Source organism: Streptosporangium amethystogenes subsp. fukuiense (genome assembly GCF_042665875.1).
Taxonomy (GTDB): domain Bacteria; phylum Actinomycetota; class Actinomycetes; order Streptosporangiales; family Streptosporangiaceae; genus Streptosporangium; species Streptosporangium fukuiense.
Window position 1 is genome coordinate 8,026,479 of sequence record NZ_JBHTEE010000001.1, and the last position, 21,457, is coordinate 8,047,935.

The following is a 21,457-nucleotide window of genomic DNA, read 5'->3' on the forward strand; positions in this document are numbered from 1 at the left end:
TGAGTTTCGGCGAGCCGTCGGTTCGGGGAGGTTCGGGTGAGGATCGCGGTCCTGGCGTTCGGCTCGCGGGGTGACACCCAGCCGTGCGTCGCGCTCGGCGCCGGGCTCGCCCGGCGGGGGCATCAGGTCATGATCGTGGCGGCGGGCCGCTACGGCGGGCTGGTCGAGGAGGCGGGGCTGGAGTTCAGCCCGATCAGCGTGGACCCGTTGAAGATCATGGAGTCCGAGGAGGGGCAGGCGTGGCTGCGGAGCGGCCCCGCCGGGTTCGCCAGGGGGTTTCGCGCGATCGTGGAACCGCTCGCCGAGCGCCTGGTCGCCGAGGTGGACGCGGCCTGCGCCGGAGCCGACCTCGTCCTGTCACCCGCGCTGGGCGGTTTCGGGCACCATCTCTCCGAGCGGTACGGCATGCCGTACGCGCTGCTGCACTTCCAGCCCAGCGAGCCCACCAGGGCCTTCCCCAACCCGCTGGTGCCGTTGCGCACGCTCGGCGGAGCCGGCAACCGGGCCAGCTACGCGCTGGTCGAGGGGTTGAGCTGGCTGTTGCTCGGTCGCATGGTGAACCGGCTGCGGGGCCGGGTGTTCAAGCTCGAACCCATGCGGGGCAGCCCGTTCCGGCGGGCACGGGCCGATCGGGTGCCGGTTTTGTGCGGGGTCAGCCCCTGGATCGTCGGCCGCCCACGGGACTGGCCGGACTACGTGCACCTGACCGGTTTCTGGTCACTTGAGCGCGCGCTGCCGCCCTGCCCCGAGATCGTGGCGTTCCTCGACGCGGGGCCGCCACCGGTCTTCGTGGGCTTCGGCAGCATGATCCCGGCCGATCCGGTCGCGACGGCGGAGACGGTGGTGGCGGCGCTGCGCAGGGCCGGGGTGCGGGGAGTCCTTCAGGGCATGCCGTACGAGGGCGCCGACGACATGCTCGTCATCGGCGATATCGATCATGGGTGGCTCTTCCCGCGGATGGCCGCGGTGGTGCACCACGGCGGCGCCGGGACCACGGGGACGGGCCTGCGGGCCGGGGTGCCGGGGGTGATCTGTCCCTTCTTCTCCGACCAGCCGTTCTGGGGAGCACGGGTGGCGTCGCTGGGGGCCGGGCCCGCGCCGCTGCCGATCGGCAGGGCCACCGCGGGAGCACTGGCCGCACGGGTGGTACATGCCGTACGGGATCCGGGAACGCGGGCGGTGGCGGCGCGGCTGGGGGAGCGGCTGCGGGCCGAGGACGGGGTGGGACGCGCGTGCGAGGCGCTCGGAGCCTGACCGTGTTCGGGTCGCCCGAGGCTCGCCGACCATGCTCCATACCCGCCAGTGGCCTCCGGATTTTCCCGCTAGCTGCAATGTGCCGACGCTGTTCCCCTGCGATCCTCGATGTGTGGCCGTAAGTTGTCTGATCGTCGATGACAGCGATCACTTCCGCTGTGCCGCCCGTGCGCTGCTGGAGCGGGAGGGGATCGCCGTGGTCGGCATGGCCTCCGCGAGCGACGAGGCCCTACGGCAGATCGGCGACTCCCGGCCGGACGTCGCGCTCGTCGACATCGATCTCGGTGAGGAGAACGGTTTCGACGTCGCCCGGCGGCTCGCACGGGTGCCGTCCGAGGGCCGCCCGCGCATCATCATGATCTCGACCCATGCCGAGAAGGACTTCACGGACATGATCACGGCCAGTCCCGCCGTCGCGTTCCTGTCGAAGTCAGCCCTTTCCGGGGCGGCGATCCGCGACATTCTCCGGAAAGCCCGCGACGAAGGGGATCTGGGCCCCACCTGACCCGAGGCGTGCCCCGTGGGTTTCCCGCCGGGCCGGCCCGCGACGCCAGGCCAGCCCCACCGGTCCGGCCCCGTCGGCCCCACAGGTCCCCGCGGCCCCGGACCCGCATCGGTCCTCAGGTCGCATCCGGGTCAGCGGGTTTCGAGGAAGGCCAGTACGGCGAGGACGCGGCGGTGGTCGTCTTCCGATCCCGGTATCCGCATCCTGGACAGGATGCTGTGCACGTGCTTCTCGACCGTGCCCTCGGTGATCCAGAGTTTGCTCGCTATGCCGGCATTGGAGCGGCCCTCGGCCATCAGGGCGAGGACCTCCTGCTCGCGCGCGGTGAGGAGTTCCAGCGGGTCGTTCCTGCGGTGGGACTTGATGAGCTCCCGCACCAGGCTCGGATCGACGACCGAGCCGCCCTGGGCGACGCGCTCGAGCGTCTCCATGAAGTCGCCGACCCCGGTCACCCGGCTCTTGAGCAGGTAGCCGACCCGGTGCCCGGCGGCGAGCAGTTCCATCGCCTCCTCCACCTCGATGTGCGCCGACAGCAGGAGGATCCCCGTCTCCGGAAACTCCTCGCGGATCACCCGTGCCGCGTCAAGGCCCTCGTTCGTGTGGGTAGGGGGCATCCGGATATCGAGGATGACGAGATCCGGCCGGTGCTCGCGGACCAGGGAGAGGATCTCCGTCGCGTCTCCGGCCTGGCCGACGACTTCGAAGCCCGAGCGTGCCAGCAGGCTCGACATCCCCTCGCGGAAAAGCACGTCGTCGTCCGCCACTGCTACACGTATCCGGTTCTCGTGCACGATCATCGCCCTTTCGGGGTGTCTTTCCCGCCGGGCCCGTCATTAAAAGAATGGTCGCTTTAGGGTTAAGGAATTCTCAATGCTCTGGACGGTCGGTCGTAAGTCCGCCGGGCGGGGTACGATTCGGGACGAAGTGCGAAATATCCCGTTGACATGCGAGTATCTTAGTATCTATGCGCGAGCGGCTGCTGTCGTCATTGACGCACACAAAGCGTCAATCTTTCGTGCTGGGGATCATATGCGGCGCCGCGTGTATCGCGGCGGAAGTTTTGCTGTCCCTTTTCCTGCTCCGCTTGATGCCGGGCGGTTTCCTGGGCGGGATCTACCTGCTCGGTGTGCTGCTGGTCTCGGTCGTCTGGGGCCTGTGGCCAGGGCTGGTGACCCTGCTGGCCAGCGCCACCGCCTTCGACTACTTCAACCTTCCCCCGCGGGGATTCTTCTTCCCTGGGGAGCGCTGGCTCTGGACCCCGCTTCCGATCTTCCTTCTCGTCGGGCTGGCGACCACTTTGATCGGGGCACGAATGCGCTCACTGGGCATCCAGACGAACGAGCGTCGCCGTGAGGCGGACCTCTCCGTGCAACTGGCCCACATCCTGCTGCGTACGGAGAACCCGAGCGCTGCGCTGCCGCCGGCCTCGCGCCTCCTGGCCCGGACCCTGGGGACGCCGGGCCTGGAGATCCGGCTCGCCGAGGTCCCCGCCGGAGAGCACGGCGAGGTTCTGCCGCTCACAGAGGGCGGCGATCGGGTCGGCACGCTCGTCCTTCCCGCCGGGACGTCGGAGGACGTGCGGAGACGTCTGCGCGACCGGATGCTGCCCTCTTTGGAGGCATTGTTGCGGGCGGCCCGCGATCGCGAGGACATCGGGGCCGTCCTGGCGTCCAGTCGTGACGAGCTGCGCAGGATCGCGCGGGAACAGGCGACGTTGCGGCGGGTCGCGACGCTCGTGGCGCAGGGCATCTCCTCGACGGAGCTGTTCAACGCGGTCGCCTACGAGATGGGCTCCCTCATGAAGGCGGACCACGTGTCGGTCAGCCGCTACGACCCCGGCCACACGACGGTGGTGGGCACATGGAGTCTCCGGGAGGATGTGCGGAAGGTGATGCCTCTCGGCTCACAGTGGCCGATCAGCGAGACGATCGTCTCCGGCATGGTGCTGCGGACGGGAAAACCGGCACGGGTGACGAACTATGAGGAGACCTCGGGAACGATCCTGAGGTGGGCCCGTGAGATGGGCATCACCTCCGCACTCGGCTCTCCCGTGATCGTCGACGGCTCTCTGTGGGGGGTGATGCTCGCTTTCTACAGCCGCTGGGAGCCGAGGCTCGAAGGCGCTGAGGAGCGCATGAGGGACTTCACCGAGCTGATCGCGACCGCCATCTCGAACGCGCAGGCCCGCGCCGATCTCGCCGCCTCCCGCGCGCGCCTCGTCGCCGCGTCCGACGAGACCCGCCGGCGCATCGAGCGTGACCTGCACGACGGTGCCCAGCAGCGACTGGTCTCGCTCGGGCTCGAACTGCGCGCGGCGGAGGCCGGAGTGCCGCCGGAGATGACAGGGCTCAGGGAGCAGCTGTCTCAGGCGGTCCAGGGGCTGACCGGGGTCGTGGAGGACCTGCAGGAGCTCTCCAGGGGCATCCACCCGGCGATCCTGTCGAAGGGCGGTCTCGTACCCGCGCTGAAGACGCTCGCACGCCGCTCCGCCGTTCCGGTCGAACTCCAGCTGGACTCCGTCCCGCGCCTGCCGGAACGCGTCGAGGTGGCTCTCTACTACACGGTGGCGGAGGCGCTGACCAACGTGGTGAAACACGCGCACGCCTCCGTGGTGTGCGTCACCCTCGGCGTGACCGGGGCGACGGTCCGGCTCTCGGTCAACGACGACGGGACCGGAGGAGCCGAGTACGGCAGGGGCTCGGGGCTCATCGGGCTCAGGGACCGCGTCGAGGCGCTCGGCGGAAAGCTGACGATCACGAGTTCCGCGGAGGAGGGCACGTCGCTTCTGGTGATGGTGCCGATCGAGAACTGACGGCCACGGCCGGCCGGCCGATGGGGCGGGTCCCCCGAGAGGGAACCCGGTCGCCGGTCCGGGGGAGCCTGGACGGGCGACCGCCCGGTCGGGGGGGTGGGGGCTTGGCGGATCCCACTGTCATCCGGGCAGGTGTCAGGGGGTGGGGGCCCCGCGGGAAGTGGTCTCTCCACCGCCGTCCGGCCGTGCGGCGGCTGTGGTGGTGAGCGGAAGGCGGAAGACGAACCGTGCGCCGCCCAGTGGAGAGCCGTCCACCTCGATGGTGCCCAGATGGGCTTCGGCGATGTCGCGGGCGATCGTGAGGCCGAGTCCGGTGCCTCCCCGACTGCGGCAGCGGGCCGTGTCCAGCCGGGTGAACCGCTCGAAGACCCGATCCCTGTCGGCGTCGGCGATGCCGTCCCCGTCGTCGGTGACGGTCAGCTCGCCGTATTCACCGTCCCTGCGCACCTCGACCAGCACTGTGCGCCTGGCATGGCGCTGTGCGTTGTCCAGGAGGTTGGAGAGGAGCCGGTCGATCTCCGCGTCGACGACGTTCGCCCTGACCCCGGGGGCGAGCCGAAGTCGTACGGGGATGTCGTCCTCGCGCCGCGAGACCGTGGCGCGGGCCAGCTCACCCAGGTCCGTGCTGACGAACGTGTCCGGCGGGTTCGTGCCGACCTTCGCCAGCATCAGCAGGTCGCTGACGATCCTCTGAAGCCGGTCGACGTCTTCCAGCGCGTCTGCCAGCAGCTCGCTCAGGTCCGTCTCCTCGGGATGCAGCCGTGCCTCTTCCAGGAGAGCCCTGAGCCCGGCGATCGGGGTGAACAGCTCGTGCGAGGCGTCGGACACGAATCGCCGCTGCTGGACCAGCGACCGGTCGATCCGGTTCCTGGCGTTCTCCATCTGCTTCAGCAGGTCACTGGTCGCCAGGGCGAGACGAATGATCTCGTCCGACCCCGGAAGCCCATGGAACCGGCTGCTCAGAGGGTTGACGTGCGGCGACATGAAGATCCCGTTTCGATCTGCACCGATCGGTGCGCTTTTCAAGGAAGGCGGCGAAGTCTCGTCATCGGCGACGCCGCCGCGGAGACGGGCGGTTGCCCTCATCACCATGCTGTCGTCTCCGGCGCCCGCCGTCTGCGCTGGCAGCCTCCGTTTGTCGCTTCACGCCAGTGGGGCCTCGGCATTCCGGCTACCTGCAATGCCGCGGGCTCCCGCCCGCGTGGGACGCCGGATCAGCCGGAAGGTATCAAAGTCCTGTGTGTCCTTGACTGGGGCTGTTGAGCCCATTGCGATCTGGGTAAAGTGTGGATCGATCGTTTTGACCAGCTTCACCCGGGGAGTTCAGGACATGCGACTTACTCTGCGCCGGGCCCTCGCCGTCGGTGCCGCGCTCGCGCTCGTCGGGATCATGACGCCCGGGGCCGCGTACTCGCAGGACGACCCCCGTAGCTGCAACGATCTGATGGGGGCCGACACCCCGGCCTACATCGTGTGCCACTGGCTGGCCAAGCCGGAGGAGGCCCTCGGCGTCGCGCTCTTCTGGGGCAGCGACGACGCGGCCCACCTCAGGGAGGCCAGCCCGGTCGACGGCAAGTTCATCGACTGCTCGGCCGCTGGATCCGTCTGCCCTGAGCCGCTCGGCGGCGGCGCCGAAGGCGACGAGAACTCCCCTCTCCCCGAAGGCGCGGGGGAGGACGGCACGCCGGAGTGCGAGGCGGGCCAGCAGTGCTCGGTCGACGGGCACGGCGAGGGCGGCGACGGCACCGTCAGCGGACCCGAACAGACCGGTGCCGCCACGTCGACCGCCACGAGCACCCAGGACCCCGCCGTCGCGGCGGCCGCGCTGACTCCGGCCGGTCAGGCGATCACCGCGGCGAAGGCCCGGCAGCTGAGGGTCTGGATCGACACCGAACTGGCCGACGACTGGAAGGCGGGCACCGAGACGTTCACCGCCGCCGTCAAGCGCATCGGCGCGCTTGCCGCGCGTCCGGAGGTCACGGGCATCCGGTTCACCTCCCAGCTGGGCTACAACAGCACGTTCAAGACGGACGCGGAGGTCACCGCGTTCGTCACCGCGGCCTCCGACGCCCTCCGCCAGGCCGCGCCCGGCAAGCGGCTGGGCGTGCACACCGTGGTCCCCGAACTCGCCTGCGGCGCCAACGACACCTGCAAGGCGGAGATGCGCAAGCGGTACCCGCTGCTCGCCCCCGAGAAGATCGAGTCCCCGCTGATCGCGGGCCGCGTCGACCAGCTCTCCCTGGACACCGGCCTGCTGTACGGCGGCTACGACACCTGGAAGATCGACGCCGAGCAGGCCCACCGCAACCAGTGGATCCAGGTCCGTGCCCGGTCGTGGGACGTCCTGGCCCAGATCGCCGCGGAGGAGACCGGTCTCGTCGGCCAGGTGACCGATGAGCAGATCGCCTCCCGGCTTTCGGTGCCCGTCAAGGACAACGCCGCCCAGCAGGTGAACGTCTGGACCCGAGTCCAGGACGCCCAGGGCGCGGTGAACCGGCTGACCGCCTGGGACCAGCTGAAGAAGCTCACCCCGATCCAGCGCCGCCTGGCCGCCGTCTACGACCCGGCCAACCCCGAGGTGGACGTGACCACCGACCTCAAGAAGCTCTCCGAGGCTTTCGGCCAGATCTATCTCGCGACCACCTGACGCACTCCCGCGATACCGTGCGATGTCCCGGTGAGGCGGCTCAGGCCGGTTTCACCGGGACCGCGAACCGGCAGACCTGGCCGGCGGGCGGGGCGCCCCGGCTCTCCGGGTGCCGGCGGGGAGGACGTCAAGTGCTTCCGTGATCGGTGAGATGTTCCAGCGCGGTGAGATCGATCTCCATGACGCTCGTCCCCGGGGGCAGGCCCAGGGCCTGGACCGTGGCGGTGTGCAGCTCGCCGGCGTGGCCGAGCACCGCCTCGCCGACGAGCAGCTCCAGGCAGCGTCCAGGGAGCCAGGGCGGGTACTCGGTGGGGCGCGTGATCAGGCCGGCCCCCATGACGTGCGCGGCCGTCCGCGCGGCGTCGACGGCGCGGGCCCACGACGACTCGCCGGTCAGAGCGATGGCGAGATGGCTGGGCTGGGCGGGGACGGCGGCGTTCAGTGCGTCGAGCCGGCTCGCGGCGGGACAGTGGTCCGCCAGGAGCGGGAGGGTGGGGGCGGCGCCCGTGCGGGGTGCGAAGACCACTCCCTGCTCGAAGAGCGCCGGGTGGTGATTTCCCAGGGTGAGGTTGAGCCCCAGCGCGGCCAGCAGCCCGGGGAGGAGCGTGGTGCGCAGTGACGGCTCGCGCGGGGTGATCGGGTTCGTGAGCGTCAGCGTGGCGCGGCGCGGGTCGTCGGGCGCCAGGCCGAAGGCGTCCCACGCGGCGTCGCAGACGAAGGGGAAACGCGGCGTCTCGACGTACCCCGCCCCCGCCAGCGCGTGCCCGATCCGCCGTCGCAGGCTCTGCGAGCGGGTGAGCCCCCCGCCGGCCTCCCGTCCCCGCGGGCCTCTCCTGCCGTGACCGCCTCGGGTCAGCGGGATGATCTCCAGATCGGGCACGGCCCGTGCGGCCGGCACGGCCCGGCTGGTGGCCGTGGTCCAGGGGCGGGGAGCGGGCCTGGGCCTGCCGCCGGGGACGAACTCGTCCATCCCGAGCGGGAAGCGGATGTCGCCGCCGATGATGTCGCGGATGTCCTTCAGGCCGTGCCGGAGCATCAGGGTGCGCTCGACGCCCACGCCGAAGGCGAACGCGCCGTACCTGTGCGGATCGACGCCGCAGGTGGTCAGTACCCGGGGGCGGACCGTGCCGCACCAGCCCCACTCGATCCACCCTTCGCCGCCGCACGTCCCGCACGGGCCCGCGGAGGCGTCCTCCCGGAGGCCGTGGCAGACCGCGCACTCCAGGTACACCTTCGCCGACGGGTCGGTGTAGGCGGCCCGGTGGGTGCGGAGCCGGGTCACCGTGCCCCTGCCGAACACGGCGGCGGCGAAGTGGTCGAGGGTCTTCTTCAGGTCGACCATGGTGAGCCCCAGGTCGACGGCGAGGCCCTCGACCTGGTTGAACACCGGGCTGTGGATGGTGTCGACCGGGTCGGGACGGAAGGCGCGGCCCGCGCAGACCAGGCGGAGTGGCGGGGTCCTGCCGAGCATCGCCCGTACCTGCGCGGGTGAGGTGCGGGTGCGCAGCACGAGGCCCGACCTCCCGCCGGGCTCCGAGGGGTCTTCGAGGTGGAAGGCCCGGCCGGGGGTGCGGCCGGGGTGGTCGTCGTCCATGTCGAGCGCGTCGAAGGCGAACCACTCGGCCTCCACCTCGGGGCCTTCGACGACGCGGTAACCAAGGTCGAGAAAGACATCGGTCATCTGCTCGGCCATGACGGTCACCGGATGCCGGGCCCCGCGCGAGTCGTGCGGCGCGCCCCCGGCACGTCCGCTGAATGCGCTCCTCATTACCTGTCGCTGCCTCTTCCTGTGTGAGCGCGCTTCCCCCGAGACGGCCAGGCGAGAGCCGTGGGTCACCCTTCGCGGGGATACGACGGCACACGACCGGACGACCTCGCGCGTGAGACCGGAGGTCGCCTTCGGGAAGGGGATCCGCGGCCGAACGTCCGTTACGGAACGCCGAGGCTCACGCGCGGCCTCGAACACTCGCCACGCTGAGTGCTGAAACAACTACTCAAAGTTATTAGCTGGTCAACGGTGAGTCAACACGAGACCGGGCCGGCGATGGGTCACGGGTCACGGGTCACGGGTCACGGGAGGAGAGTCCGCGTCTTTGGAAGCGGATTCCCCGGGAGGCCCGCCGGACGTGGCTCGCCGGCAGCGGATCGTCCGGCCGGGACCGGCGGCCGGCTGTCGTCGGCGACCGCCGCGCGCCCCGCTCTCACGTCCCGCCGAGCAGGTTCCAGACGTCCTCCTGCTCCCGGGGTGCGGAAGCGTCGTCCTGGGCGGCTTTCAGGCCCAGGGCGGACAGGATCATCGGGAAGGAGCTGCGGAACTCGCGCTCCCAGTAGGGCCAGCTGTGGGTGCCGTCCTTGTACAGGTGCACCACGGGCTTGATGCCGTGGAAGCGGAGCTTGGCGACCAGGTCCCTGGCCGTGTAGGCGGAGATCGGCTCGCCCAGGTGGGCCGGGCTCCAGGGGGCTCCCGGCGGGTCGAGTTCGCCCAGCCTGCTGGTCGTGCCGCTGGAGATGTAGATGCTCACGCCGCGCAGGTTCCTGGCGTGGGCCGCGGGGTCGTTGGCCTTCCAGACGTCCCGGTTCCTGAGCGGGTCGCCCCACAACGCCTGCGGGTCCTGTCCCTCGGAGGCCTGCGCGTTCATGATGAGCTCGGGGATGCCCGGCAGGCGGGTGGACATGACGCCGCTGTAGGCGCCCACGAAGCGGAACATCCCCCGGTGCAGCGCGGCGTACTTCATCGCGCCGTACGCGCCCATGGAGAGTCCCGCGACGGCGCGGCGGCTCCCCGCGCGGTAGCCGGTCTCCAGCAGGCGGCGCACCTCGGACGTGTGGAAGGTCTCCCAGCCGGGGGCGCCCCTCTTGCCCTTGTTGTACCAGTTCGAGTAGTTACCCGCCCGGCCTGCCTCGGGCATCACGATGATCGCGTCCATGTCCTCGGTCATGCTCGCGATGCCGGTCATCCGGGTCCACGATGTGTAGTTGTCGGCGCCGCCGTGCAGCAGGTACAGGACCGGCCAGGTGCGGCGCGCGCCCTTCGACCAGCCCTTGGGCACCAGCACGCGGACCGGCAGGGTCGCGTTGACCGAGGGCGACGAGATCTGGAGGTCGAGCGTGCGCGGGCCGAGCCAGGTCTCCTTGACCACGCGCGCGGCGCCCGGCCTGGCGGCAGGCCAGGGTCCCCACGGGCTCTTGCCGCCCTTGCCGGCGGAAGGGCTCGGGCTCGGCTGCGGTTTCGCCGCCTGTCTCACCGCCGAGGCGGTCCTGCCCCCCGGTCTCGCGACCAGGGTGTTGCCTTCCGCGGGTTTCCCCTTCCGGGCGGCCCTTCCCGCCGGGTTCGCCTCCGGAGCGGTCTCGACCGCCGCGCCCGCCTCGCCGCTCCTGTCGCCGGGTGCCGACGCCCAGGCCGGGGCGGCGTGCGCGGTCGAGGGGAATCCGACGACAAGCGCGGTCGCCAGCGCCAGAAGTCCGCGTCGAGCAGGTCGCATGGTCGTTCCTCCACCCGGCCTGGAGACAGTGGCCGTGGCAGGCGACCCTAGGCGGGATGATCGCCGCTCAGCTATAAGCGTTCGCAACGAAATGACGCTGTTACTTGCGCTTTAACCACAAATCTCATCAGATATCGGGCGTTATCACGTTCGTTATAAAACGCCGAGATGGATTGTGGTCTGCCATGGCTCCCTTATCCCGATATGTCTGGGTAAGTTTGCCGACCACCTCGGGTGTTCTTGGAGCTGCCACGTGGACCTGTTCGGTGAAGACGAGATTCGCCGCTTCCTCACGGGGCGTATCGCGACCCGCTGTCGCCTGTCCCCTGCGGATGTCGACCCCGACCGTCCCCTGGAGGAGTTCGGGCTCTCCTCCCGCGACGCCGTCGCGGTGGCGGGGGAGTTGGAGGTGCTCCTCGGCCGCGAGCTGGGACCCACGCTGGTCTGGGAGTACCCCACGATCAACCGCCTGGCCAGGGGGCTCGCGCCCCGCGCGCGGACCGCCCCGGAGAAGGCCGGACCGGTCGTCTCCGACGAGCCGATCGCGGTGATCGGCGTCGGGTGCCGCCTCCCCGGCTCGGTACGCGGCCCCGGAGACTTCTGGCGGCTGCTCATGGCGGGCGGCGACGCCGTCGGCCAGGTGCCCGAGGGCCGGTGGGAGTCCTTCGACGACGGATCTCCCCGCACCGCCGAGGTGCTGGCCAGGACGACCAGGCACGGCGGCTTCCTGGAGGACATCGCCGGGTTCGACGCGGAGTTCTTCGGGATCGTCCCCGGCGAGGCCGAGACCATGGACCCGCAGCAGCGGCTGCTGCTGGAGACGGCCTGGGAGGCGCTGGAGCACGCGGGCGTCGCGCCCCGGTCGTTGCGCGGCAGCCGTACCGGTGCGTTCGTCGGCATATCCGGCAACGAGTACGCCCACCTGACCACGGCCGACACCGCGAGGGTGGACGCCTGGACGGCGACGGGCGCGGCGTTCAGCATCGCCGCCAACCGGCTCTCCTACCTGCTGGACCTGCGCGGGCCCAGCCTGGCGGTGGACACCGCGTGCTCGTCCTCGCTGGTCGCCACGCACCTCGCCGCGGGCAGCCTCAGGTCGGGGGAGAGCGACCTGGCCATCGCCGCCGGGGTCAACCTGCTGCTCTCACCCGTGATCACCATGGCGTTCGACCAGGGCGGCGGCACCGCGCCCGACGGGCGCTGCAAGAGTTTCGACGCGTCGGCGGACGGGATGGTCAGGGCCGAGGGCTGCGGGGTCGTCGTGCTCAAGAGGCTGTCCGACGCCCAGCGGGACGGCGACCGGGTCATGGCGGTGCTCCGCGCCACCGCGGTGAACCAGGACGGCCGGTCGAACGGGCTGGTCGCGCCCAACCCCGAGGCCCAGGAGGAACTCCTGCGCGGTGTCTACTCGGGTCTGGGCAGTCCCGGCTACATCGAGGCGCACGGCACCGGCACCTTCCTGGGCGATCCGATCGAGGCCCGCGCCGTCGCCGCCGCCCTCTGCGAGGGCCGTACCGCGCCGCTGCTCCTCGGTTCCGCGAAGAGCAACCTCGGCCACCTGGAGGCCGCCGCCGGGATCACCGGCCTGATCAAGACGGTCCTCGCCCTCCACCACGGCGTGATCCCGCCCAGCGTCCACTTCCACCGGCCTAATCCGCACATTCCCTGGGAACACCTCCGGGTCGTCACCGCCCCCACCCCCTGGCCGGACGGGTACCCCCTGGCGGGTGTCTCCTCCTTCGGCTTCGGCGGCACCAACGCCCACGCCGTCCTGGAACCCGCCCCGCGGTGGCGGGAACCGGAGCGGGAGGGACCGGCAGCGAAGATCTTCCTGCTCACGGACGTGTCTCCCGAGCGGGTCAGGGATCATGCCGGGACGCTCGCGAACTGGGCCGACGCCGAACTCGCCGAGCCCGCCCGGCCCGATGCCGCCTCCCCGGACGCGCTCGCCGCCGAGAGCGTCCCCGCCGCGGGGGGCCGGCGGCAGGTCTCGCTCGGCGACGTCGCGCACACCCTCGCCCGGCGGGCGGGGCGGGGCAGGGCGGGGGCCGCGGTCGTGGCCGCGAACCGGGAGGAACTGATCGCCGGGCTGCGGGCCGTACGGGACGGGGCGGGCGTCACCGGAGCGGCGCTGGCCGGGGGGCGCGGGCCGGTCTGGGTGTTCTCCGGCTACGGATCGCAGTGGGCGGGCATGGGCGCCCGTCTCTACGCGGAGGAACCGGTCTTCGCCCGGACCATCGACGAACTGGACCCGATGCTCGCCGAGGAGTCGGACATCCGGCTGCGCGAGATCATCGCCGAGGGGGCGGACGCGCCGGGGGTGGCCATCGCGCAGCCGGTGATCTTCACGGTGCAGGTGGCGCTGGCCCGGCTCTGGACGGCGTACGGGGTACGGCCGGCGGCGGTCGTCGGGCATTCCATGGGGGAGGTCGCGGCCGCCGTGGTCGCCGGCGGGATCGGGCTGCGGGACGCGGTGCGGGTGATCTGCCGCCGGGCCGCGCTGCTCGGCACGATCGGCGGCGGCGGGGCCATGGCGGTGCTTGAGGTGCCCGCCGAGGAGGTGCCCGGTGACCTGCACGTCGCCGTGTACTCCTCGCCCAGGCAGTGTGTCGTCACCGGTGACCCCGACCGGCTGGCCGTCTTCGCCGCCGAGGTCGAGGCCCGCGGCCTGCTCGCGCGGATGCTGACCGCCGAGGGCGCCGGACACTCACCGCAGGTCAAGCCGCTCCTGCCCAGGCTCCGCGAGGCCCTGGAGGGCATCGCGGGAGGCAAGCCGGAACTCCCGTTCTACTCGACGGTCTTCGCCGACCCCCGCGAGGTGCCGACCTTCGAGCCCGCCTACTGGGCGGCCGGGGTCCGCCGCCCGGTCCGCCTGCTCGACGCGATCAGGGCCGCCGCGGCGGACGGTCACACCCTCTTCACCGAGATCAGCCCGCACCCGGTGCTGGCCGGAGCGCTGCGCGAGAGCCTGCCCGCCGGAACGGTGATCACCCACTCCCTGCGCCGGGGGCACGACGAGGAGATCCGCGCCCAGCTCGCCGCGACCATGGTCGCGATGCCCTCGCTGCTGCCGTCCCGCTCCGGCACGCTCGCCGACGTTCCACCGTCACCCTGGCGGCACGAACGCCACTGGATCTCCGCCGCCAGGTCGTCCGCGCTCCCGCCGGGCACCCATCCGCTGCTCGGGGTGCACGTCGAGAGCCCGGCGGGGCACGTGTGGACGACCACGCTGGACGACCTGTCCGACGTCCCCTGGCGGCTGGAGCCCACGGCGTGGCGGCCGCACGGCCTGCCGGTCATGCCGCTGGTCGCGGTCGCGGCCCTGGCCCAGGCGGCGGCCCTCGCCGTGCACGGTCAGGCCGAGCTGGCCGACGTCACCCTGACCGGCTTCCTGCCGCTGCCCGCCACGGTCACCACCACCCTCACCCCTTCGGGCGAGGTCGAGATCGACGCCAGGAACGCCGCCGGGGTCTGGGTCCGGTACGGCACCGCGAGCATCGTCGCGGACTCGCCCGTCGTCGCCGCCGTACCGAGCCCGGCCGAGCTGGCCGGACGGCTGCGCGTACCGGCGGGGACACCGGTCGAGATCGAGGTGCTGGAGCCGGACGGCACCCCGGTCGGGCTGCTGGCCAGGGACGTCCCGGCCGACGCGCTACCGGTGCCCCTGGCGGGCAAGCTGGTGAGGCGGGTCTGGGCCACCGAGGCGGGGACCGACGCCCGGCCCGCGGAGAGGGGACTCGACTCCCTTCGGGCCCGTGGCTGGCTCATCCTGGCCGGAGACGAGAACCCGCGGGCCGAGCGCCTGGCCGCCGGGCTCGCCGCCGCCGGACACACCGCCCGCACGCTCACGATGCCCTGCCTCTCACCGCCTCCTGCCGCGACCTCGCCCCTGGTACCGGCCCAGCGACCCGCCCCGCACGCCGCGACCCGCCTCGTACCGTCGTCCCCGGCCGGGGTGCCGCCGAGTGACGAGGTCGTGCTGCTCGTTCCCGCGGGCCTGACCCCGGCGGGGAGCGAGGCGCTGCTCCTCGCCGTGACCGCGACCATCCGCGAACTCGTGGCGCCGAGGCCCGGGGAGGGGGCCGGCGGTGGTGCCGGGAGTGGTGCCGGAACCCGCCTGAGGATCGTCACCGACCGGGCGCAGGCCGTACTGGACGGGGAGCCGGGCGACCCGGGGGCCGCCGCGCTGCGCGGGCTGGTCCGGGTCCTGGCCTTCGAGCATCCGGAGCTGCGAGCCTGCCTGGTGGACGTCGACGACACGGAGTCGCTCCTGACGGAGCTGGCGGCCGACGAGCCGGACGACGAGGTGGCCTGGCGCTTCGGCATCCGGTACACCGCCCGCCTCGCCGCCGTACCCGACCTGGCGGGTGGCCCCGGAACCGGATCCGGCGCGGTCGGGCGGCGCGGGGCGACGCCGGTGGTACGGCGCGGCGGGGGATACCTGATCACCGGGGGGTACGGCGGCCTGGGACTGGTCGTGGCCCGCTGGCTGGCCGGGCGGGGCGCGGGGCGGATCGTACTCGGCGGGCGGTCGGGGCCCTCCGCCGAGGGGGCCGCCGAGATCGAGCGGCTGCGCGAGCTGGGCGTCGACGTCCAGGTGGTGACCGGCGACCTGGCCGCGCCGGGGGGCGCCGCACGGCTGGTCAGGGCCGTGACCGACGGAGGGGTGCGGCTCCGGGGCGTGGTGCACGCGGCGGGCGTGCTGGACGACCGTCTCGTCGTCGACGTGGGTTCGCCGGACCTGCACCGGGTCTGGTCGGCCAAGGTCCACGGTGGTCTGGCACTGCACCAGGCGACCAGGCAGCCGAGTTTGGACTGGTGGGTGGCGTTCTCCTCGGCGGCCGCGCTGCTCGGCTCGCCCGGCCAGGCCGCCTACGCGGCGGCGAACGCCTGGCTGGACGCGCTCTGCGACCTGCGCAGGTCCGAGGGACTGCCGGGAACGACGATCAACTGGGGTACCTGGGCCGAGGTCGGAGGGGCGAGCCAGGCGGCGCTGCCCGCCGTCTCGCCCATCACGCCCGGCGAGGGAGTCGAGGCGCTGGAGGCGCTTCTCGCCGCCGAGGCGGACGCGGCGGGCGTGCTGCGGCTGGACGTGGCGACCGCCGTCGAGCTGTTCCCCGGCATCGCGCGCATGCCGTACTTCGCCGGCCTGGCGGGCGCGGGGGCGAGCGCCGGGGGCTGGGCGGGTGCCGAGGCCCTGGCCGACATGGAGCCGGGCAGGGCCGTCGAGGTCGTGGTCGGCAAGATCAAGGAGCGGACGGCGGCGGTGCTGGGGTTCGACGCCGCCTGGCTCCAGGAGGACACGGTGCTCACCGAGGCGGGCCTCGACTCGCTGGCGGCCACCCGGCTGCGCGGCACGATCGAGCACGACTTCGGGGTGGCGGTGCCCGCCGCGCCGATGCTGCAGGGGGCGACCCTCGGGGACGTGGCCATGGCCGTCGCCGTGGAGCTCGGCCTGGGCGGCACGGCGGCCCCGGCCCGCCAGGTGGAGCCGAGGGACGCGGCGGAGCGGCAGGTCGTCGCCGCGCTCACCCGGATACTCGGGCGCGAGCCGGGGGTGACCGAGGAGATCCCCGAGGAGGTCCTGCCGGTCCTGCTCGACGTCCTCTGCCGGGAGACGGGCCGCGCGCTCGCCGAGGGCGAGCGTACCGGCCCGCGTACCGGCTTGTGGACCGTTGCCCAGGTGGCCGACCTGGTACGGGAGATCGACGAGGAGGAGGCCGCCCGTGGCCTCGTCCGCCCGCTCACCCCCGCCGCCCACGCCTACCTGGCGGTCCGCTCCACGGAGGCGGGGGAGCGGGTGCCGCTCTTCCTGGGGCATCCGGCGGGTGGGACCACGGGGGTGTACTCGCTGCTGGCGGGGCTGCTCGGCGCCGAGCAGGTGGTGTTCGGGCTGGAGCGCCCGGCGGACCTGGGGGTGTTCGGCCCCGAGGCCGGGGTCGAGGAGCGGGCCACCCGGTACGTGGAGGAGATCAGGAAGGTGTGCCCCTCCGGTCCCTACCGGCTGGGGGGCTGGTCGTTCGGGGGAGTCCTGGCGTTCGAGATCGCACGGCGGCTCGGCGCGGAGAACGTGGAACTGGTCGCGATGATCGACTCGGGTCTGCCCGACGAGGTCGAGGCGGCAGGGCGGGCGGAGATCGTCGCGCGGCGGTACGCGGACTTCGCCGCCTATCTCGACGAGACCTACGGGGTGCGGGTCGACCTCGTCCATGAGGAACTGGTGGCCCTGGACGAGGCCGGGCAGCTCGCGCTGGTGGAGGCGCGCGTCGCCGAGTCGGGGGTGCTGGACCTGCTGGGGGAGGCCATCCTGCGGCACCAGATCACCTCGCACGAGGACACCCGGGCGCTGGAGGCGTACCGGGCGGGGAGCTATCCGGGGCGGGTGTTGCTCTACCGCTCGACGGAACCGACCCCGTGGGCCGTGGAGGACGTCCGCTACACCCATGCCGACGACCCGACGCGGGGGTTCGGCCCCTTCAGCCCGGCGCTGGAGATCGTCACGATCCCCGGTTCGCACCACCTCAACCTGCTCGATCCGCCGCACGTCGAAGTCATCGCCGCTCACCTTGGAGGCCAGGAATGACCCTCGCACAGGCCGTCGTCGACGGTGCCGATCCCGAAGAGCTCGCGCGGCTCGACGTCCCCACGACCTTCAGGGCCGCGCACACCCGCAAGGGCGAGGTGGGCATGTTCGGCCGGAGCAGGCACGGCGTGAACGGCGTCGACAAGGACATCACCAGATCCGTCCACGTGGGCGAGGTGCCCATGCCCGAGCTCGGCCCCAACGAGGTGCTGGTCGCCGTCATGGCGAGCGCGATCAACTTCAACACCGTGTGGACGGCCATGTTCGAGCCGATCCCCACCTTCGCCTTCCTGGAGCGGTTCGGGCGCGAGGACCCCCGGCACGACAAGGACTTCCACGTGCTCGGCTCGGACGCCTCCGGAGTGATCGTCCGGATGGGCGCCGCGGTACGGCACTGGAAGATCGGCGACCGGGTCGTCGTCTCGCCCGCCTACGTCGACGAGCAGGACCCGATCAGCCACTCCGACTCCATGCTCGGCTCCGACCTGCGCGCCTGGGGGTTCGAGACCAACTACGGCGGGCTGGCCGAGTTCGCGGTGGTCAAGTCCACCCAGCTGCTGGCCAAGCCCGGACACCTGACCTGGGAGGAGGCCGCCTGCAACATGCTGTGCGCCTCCACCGCCTACCGCATGCTGGTCAGCGAGCGTGGATCCCGGATGAAGCAGGGCGACGTCGTGCTCATCTGGGGGGCCACCGGCGGGCTCGGCGCGTACGGCGTGCAGCTGGTGAGGAACGGCGGCGGCATCCCGGTGGGCGTCGTCAGCTCCGCGGAGAAGGCGGAGCTGCTCCGCAGGATGGGCTGCGAACACGTCGTGGACCGCTCGCAGTTCGAGCACCTCGGCGACGAGAAGTCCTGGCGGAGGTTCGGCGCCGAGGTCCGCCGCCAGGTCGGCGAGGACCCGCACATCGTCTTCGAGCACACCGGTCAGGACACCTTCGGCGCCTCCGTCTACGTCGCGCGGCGCGGTGGCTCGGTCGTCACGTGCGGGTCGTCCAGCGGCTACGACCACGCGTACGACAACCGGCACCTGTGGATGAAGCTCAAGCGGATCGTCGGCTCCCACGGGGCGAACTACCAGGAGTGCCACGAGGTCAACCGGCTGCTCTCGCTTGGCCTGCTGCATCCCACCCTGTCGGCCGTCTACCCGCTCGCCGAGACCGGCGCCGCCGCCCGCGCCGTGCAGCTCAACGAGCACGTCGGCAAGGTCGGCGTGCTCGCCCTGGCGCCCGCCGAGGACCTCGGCGTCGAGGACCACGCGCTCAGGGAGCGCGTCGGCGAGGACCGGCTCAGGCTGTTCCGAGGCTGGTCGTGACCGGAAACGTGCACCGGATCGGATGATCACGCGGCGGAGGGCGTCCGTCCCGGCGGATGCCGGATCCTGGCGCGTTCACGGTGCCGGAGCGCAGGATCGACGGCAGGCAGCGGTCGGGGGTACGGGGACACGAGCCGAAGCTCGTGGGCGACAGTTCGATGTCGCCGGTTCCGCCACCGGGGCAGGTCGTCTCCGGTCTGCCGGACGGCCTGCGGTGACCAGGCCGTTTCCGGCTTTCCGGGAGTCGTTCGCGGTGATCAGGCCGTTCCGGCGGCGGCGGACTGGCGGGCCCGCAGGACGATCTCCAGCTCGAACCGGACGTCCGGGTCGCTGAGCTGGTCGCCGTACAGCTCCTCCAGTTGCCGCAGGCGATAGCGCACGGTCTGCGGGTGCACGTGAAGTCTGGCGGCGACCTCCCCGGCCCCCCGGCCGTGCCGCAACCAGGCCAGCAGCGTCTCCGCCAGCCGGTCCTGCTGACTGGGCCGCAGATGGGCCAGGGGCGCCAGCCGCACCTTGGTGAGCGCGGTGACCAGCTCCTCGTCCTTGAACACGATCAGCGTGGCCATGTGGTCGGAGCAGCGGAGCAGGCCGCGCTGCTCGGTGAGCACGCCGCGCCTGTGCAGGTCGAGCGCCTCGCGGGCCCAGCGCAGCGAGGTCGCGGCGGCGGCCAGCGGGACTGCGGGACCCACGGCCGCCTTCCAGCCGCGCAGGCCCTTCTCCAGGGTCTGGGCCTGCCCTGGGCCGTCGGGGTCGGGCACGATCAGGCAGGGGCCCGGCCGGTCGAGGCCGGCCAGCACGTCCGGCGGCAGCGAGGGGGGACGGTAGCCACCGGGGTGCTCCTCCAGCGCGACCCCGGCCACGGTCTTGGGCAGCCGCCATCCGGCGGTCTTGGCCAGTTCGACGATCGCGTCGGGGGACGCGGCCGGCTGGCTGAGCAGCAGGTCCATCAGCCGGTGGCGGCGGCGTTCGATCTCCCCGGCCGCGCGGGCCCTGGCCTCCTCGAACCCCTCGGCCGCGGCGTCGGCCAGCTGGTCGAGATAGACGAAGATGGCCTCCCCCAGGTCGTAGAGGTGCTGCGGGGTGAGGCCGAGTTGCTCGGACTGCTCGGTGAGCCGCCGCCAGGCGACCCGGGCGCCCAGGCGCATCGCGGTCTGCAGCGGGTCGAGGTTGCGGCCCTCGTTGGCCTCGCCGCGCCCGATCGTCCGGAAGACGTCGGGTTCCCACGGCGCGTTGGGGTTCTCGATCCGGTCGACGAACTGGCGCAGGGCCTCGTCCACGGCCAGCCTGATGGCCTTGATGTAGTTCGTGTCGGCCGGCCGGGCGTACTCGGGGATCCGCGCCGTGATCTCTTCGATCACCTGGTGTGCGACCTGGGCCAGGCCCGGCCTCAGGAGCTTGGCGACATTGGCCGGAGCCGAACGCCACAGCCGATGGTCGGGCAGGTCGTGAGATCTCGTTCTTCGGCCGTTCAAGCCTGGGACAGCGATTCGGGTGTGTTCCTTTGTCGCCATAGACCCTCCCGTCGGAGTGCGCCTCAGATTCTCACCTAATTGACACTTTGGACAATTAGCAAACGCTTGTTCTTGTCTCAAATGCAACATGTGACGTCTTCGGCGGGAGGGACTGATCGGGGCTGAGCGGTTCCGTGCCTGGTCAAGGGGTACGGGAGGCGGCCGGGCGTGCCGGTGGCGAAACCGGGGCCGGTGGGGCCGATCGGTGAGATCTGTCGTCGCCGGGGCGCGGAGGCGGCGGGCGTGCCGACGGTGAGGCCGAGATCGGTGGGGCCGGGGTCGGTGGGGCCGGTCGGTGGGACCTGTCGTCGCCGGGGCGCGGAGGCGGCGGGCGTGCCGGCGGTGAGACCCGGCGTTGGCCGGGTGTCCGCGGCGGGGAAGTGGACCTGATCGGGGTGCCCGGTTCGGGCCCGGGCGGGCACCCCGATCGGATCAGGTCGGTCAGCCCCTGGTCTGGGCGAGATAGCCGGCGAACTCATCCAGGGAGATGAGGCCGTCACCGTCCTGGTCGATCCTGGCGACGGCCGTCGCGGCCGCCTCGGGGGTGATCGGCTGGCCGAGCACCTCCATGAGCCTGGTCAGCTCGGGGACCGAGATGAGGCCGTCACCGTCAACATCGACGATCTTGAAAGTTGTCGCGTAGTCGTCCGCCACGATCGCATCCGCCTTAGGCAGCAGGGAAATCAGACGGCAAGCACACTAGCGGCATTCGGGGTGCCCTTCCCGGCCGAACCCGGAGGATCGCTCCCGTTCCGGGTGTCGTCCCGGGCGCGGGCCGAGCCCCCGAGGGTTGACCCCGTCCCGGGTGCGGGCCGCGTTCGGCGGGTCGTGTCCGTTCCGGGCATCGGCCGAGCTCGGCGGTGTCCCCGTCCGGGCACCACACGGGCAGGGGCGCCGCCGATTCGATCGGCGGCGCCCCTGCCCGCGCCTCCACGGCTGGAGGACCCGTGAGAGTTCTGCTGGATTCCGTGACTCAGGCTCGTGCGTTCGCCATCGTCCGGCACGCCTCGGCCCATGTCCGGCACGCGTCGGCGCACTCCTTCATCATCTGGTCGCTCTCCATGGACATGCAGGCGTCGGCGCACTTGTTCGCGGCCTTCGCGCACATCGCGGACATCTCCTTCGCCATCGGCGACTGGCGCATCATCATGTCCGCGCAGAGACGGGTCATGTCGGCGCAGTCCATGAGCGGGCCGATGAGCGACATGTCGGCGTACCGTCCCCCCTGCATGAGGCAGTAGGTCATGGTCTGCTCGCAACGGCTGTGGCTCTCCAGGCACATGTCAATGTTCTTCTGTACCTGAGGGTTCATCTTCACCGCATGGCTCATGCTTGCTCCCCGTGTTCGTG

At 71.9% G+C, this 21,457-nt stretch carries 14 protein-coding genes; 7 read left to right on the forward strand and 7 right to left on the reverse strand.

What is annotated here, in order from left to right; all coding sequences use genetic code 11:
* Positions 1 to 36 precede the first annotated feature (36 nt).
* Together ACFQVD_RS35690 and ACFQVD_RS35695 are read left to right on the forward strand one after the other, a co-directional pair.
* Positions 37 to 1,254: a glycosyltransferase gene (locus ACFQVD_RS35690; protein ID WP_343974804.1), complete on the forward strand. Its 1,218-nt coding sequence runs from the start codon at positions 37 to 39 to the stop codon at positions 1,252 to 1,254.
* 112 nt (positions 1,255 to 1,366) lie between these two features.
* Positions 1,367 to 1,759 (forward strand): response regulator, encoded by a 393-nt coding sequence (locus ACFQVD_RS35695; protein WP_343974801.1) that lies wholly within the window; start codon positions 1,367 to 1,369, stop codon positions 1,757 to 1,759.
* A 131-nt stretch (positions 1,760 to 1,890) separates the two neighbouring features.
* Here the strand turns inward: ACFQVD_RS35695 and ACFQVD_RS35700 are convergent, their stop codons facing one another.
* The gene (locus ACFQVD_RS35700) at positions 1,891 to 2,523 is read right to left on the reverse strand and encodes a response regulator transcription factor (protein ID WP_343974798.1); all 633 of its coding nucleotides are present in this window, start codon (positions 2,521 to 2,523) and stop codon (positions 1,891 to 1,893) included.
* 200 nt (positions 2,524 to 2,723) lie between these two features.
* On the opposite strand from ACFQVD_RS35700, the gene ACFQVD_RS35705 reads away from it, so the two are divergent.
* On the forward strand, positions 2,724 to 4,571 hold the full coding sequence (locus tag ACFQVD_RS35705) for a sensor histidine kinase (RefSeq protein ID WP_343974795.1): 1,848 nt from the start codon (positions 2,724 to 2,726) through the stop codon (positions 4,569 to 4,571).
* A 135-nt stretch (positions 4,572 to 4,706) separates the two neighbouring features.
* Here the strand turns inward: ACFQVD_RS35705 and ACFQVD_RS35710 are convergent, their stop codons facing one another.
* Positions 4,707 to 5,555 carry a sensor histidine kinase gene (locus ACFQVD_RS35710; RefSeq protein WP_343974792.1) on the reverse strand — a complete coding sequence of 283 codons (849 nt, stop codon included), beginning with the start codon at positions 5,553 to 5,555 and terminating at the stop codon, positions 4,707 to 4,709.
* A 346-nt stretch (positions 5,556 to 5,901) separates the two neighbouring features.
* Between ACFQVD_RS35710 and ACFQVD_RS35715 the strand changes: the two genes are divergently transcribed.
* Positions 5,902 to 7,218, forward strand: coding sequence for a hypothetical protein (locus tag ACFQVD_RS35715; protein ID WP_343974789.1), 1,317 nt, complete (start codon positions 5,902 to 5,904; stop codon positions 7,216 to 7,218).
* Positions 7,219 to 7,345: 127 nt separating this feature from the next.
* On the opposite strand, the gene ACFQVD_RS35720 is transcribed toward ACFQVD_RS35715, so the two are convergent.
* Both ACFQVD_RS35720 and ACFQVD_RS35725 read right to left on the reverse strand, forming a co-directional pair.
* Complete coding sequence (locus ACFQVD_RS35720; protein ID WP_343974786.1) at positions 7,346 to 8,986, reverse strand: tRNA ligase subunit PheS family protein; 1,641 nt, start codon at positions 8,984 to 8,986, stop codon at positions 7,346 to 7,348.
* 433 nt (positions 8,987 to 9,419) lie between these two features.
* Positions 9,420 to 10,700: an alpha/beta hydrolase gene (locus tag ACFQVD_RS35725; RefSeq protein ID WP_343974783.1), complete on the reverse strand. Its 1,281-nt coding sequence runs from the start codon at positions 10,698 to 10,700 to the stop codon at positions 9,420 to 9,422.
* A gap of 253 nt (positions 10,701 to 10,953) precedes the next feature.
* Here ACFQVD_RS35725 and ACFQVD_RS35730 point away from each other — a divergent pair, with 253 nt between their 5' ends.
* The 3 genes from ACFQVD_RS35730 to ACFQVD_RS35740 are packed head-to-tail and all read left to right on the forward strand — an operon-like array spanning position 10,954 to position 18,814.
* Positions 10,954 to 17,283: an SDR family NAD(P)-dependent oxidoreductase gene (locus tag ACFQVD_RS35730; protein ID WP_343974780.1), complete on the forward strand. Its 6,330-nt coding sequence runs from the start codon at positions 10,954 to 10,956 to the stop codon at positions 17,281 to 17,283.
* On the forward strand, positions 17,280 to 18,596 hold the full coding sequence (ccrA, locus tag ACFQVD_RS35735) for a crotonyl-CoA carboxylase/reductase (protein WP_343974776.1): 1,317 nt from the start codon (positions 17,280 to 17,282) through the stop codon (positions 18,594 to 18,596). Before ACFQVD_RS35730 ends, ccrA begins: the two co-directional genes overlap by 4 nt.
* Positions 18,597 to 18,652: 56 nt before the next feature.
* A complete protein-coding gene (locus ACFQVD_RS35740) occupies positions 18,653 to 18,814 on the forward strand; it encodes a hypothetical protein (protein ID WP_343974773.1) in 162 nt (53 codons plus the stop codon).
* A 39-nt stretch (positions 18,815 to 18,853) separates the two neighbouring features.
* On the opposite strand, the gene ACFQVD_RS35745 is transcribed toward ACFQVD_RS35740, so the two are convergent.
* The 3 genes from ACFQVD_RS35745 to ACFQVD_RS35755 form a co-directional block, all read right to left on the reverse strand.
* Positions 18,854 to 20,068, reverse strand: a complete 1,215-nt coding sequence (locus tag ACFQVD_RS35745; RefSeq protein ID WP_343974770.1) for a PucR family transcriptional regulator — start codon at positions 20,066 to 20,068, stop codon at positions 18,854 to 18,856.
* A 480-nt stretch (positions 20,069 to 20,548) separates the two neighbouring features.
* The gene (locus ACFQVD_RS35750) at positions 20,549 to 20,761 is read right to left on the reverse strand and encodes an EF-hand domain-containing protein (protein WP_343974767.1); all 213 of its coding nucleotides are present in this window, start codon (positions 20,759 to 20,761) and stop codon (positions 20,549 to 20,551) included.
* A 319-nt stretch (positions 20,762 to 21,080) separates the two neighbouring features.
* A complete protein-coding gene (locus ACFQVD_RS35755; RefSeq protein ID WP_343974764.1) occupies positions 21,081 to 21,437 on the reverse strand; it encodes a four-helix bundle copper-binding protein in 357 nt (118 codons plus the stop codon).
* Positions 21,438 to 21,457 lie beyond the last annotated feature (20 nt).

Bases quoted from the DNA above. Each gene is read 5' to 3' on its own strand.
- ACFQVD_RS35715 (WP_343974789.1), top strand. From the start codon at position 5,902: ATGCGACTTACTCTGCGCCGGGCCCTCGCCGTCGGTGCCGCGCTCGCG.
- ccrA (WP_343974776.1), top strand. From the start codon at position 17,280: ATGACCCTCGCACAGGCCGTCGTCGACGGTGCCGATCCCGAAGAGCTC.
- ACFQVD_RS35705 (WP_343974795.1), top strand. From the start codon at position 2,724: ATGCGCGAGCGGCTGCTGTCGTCATTGACGCACACAAAGCGTCAATCT.
- ACFQVD_RS35710 (WP_343974792.1), bottom strand. From the start codon at position 5,555: ATGTCGCCGCACGTCAACCCTCTGAGCAGCCGGTTCCATGGGCTTCCG.
- ACFQVD_RS35720 (WP_343974786.1), bottom strand. From the start codon at position 8,986: ATGAGGAGCGCATTCAGCGGACGTGCCGGGGGCGCGCCGCACGACTCG.
- ACFQVD_RS35740 (WP_343974773.1), top strand. From the start codon at position 18,653: ATGCCGGATCCTGGCGCGTTCACGGTGCCGGAGCGCAGGATCGACGGC.
- ACFQVD_RS35755 (WP_343974764.1), bottom strand. From the start codon at position 21,437: ATGAGCCATGCGGTGAAGATGAACCCTCAGGTACAGAAGAACATTGAC.
- ACFQVD_RS35725 (WP_343974783.1), bottom strand. From the start codon at position 10,700: ATGCGACCTGCTCGACGCGGACTTCTGGCGCTGGCGACCGCGCTTGTC.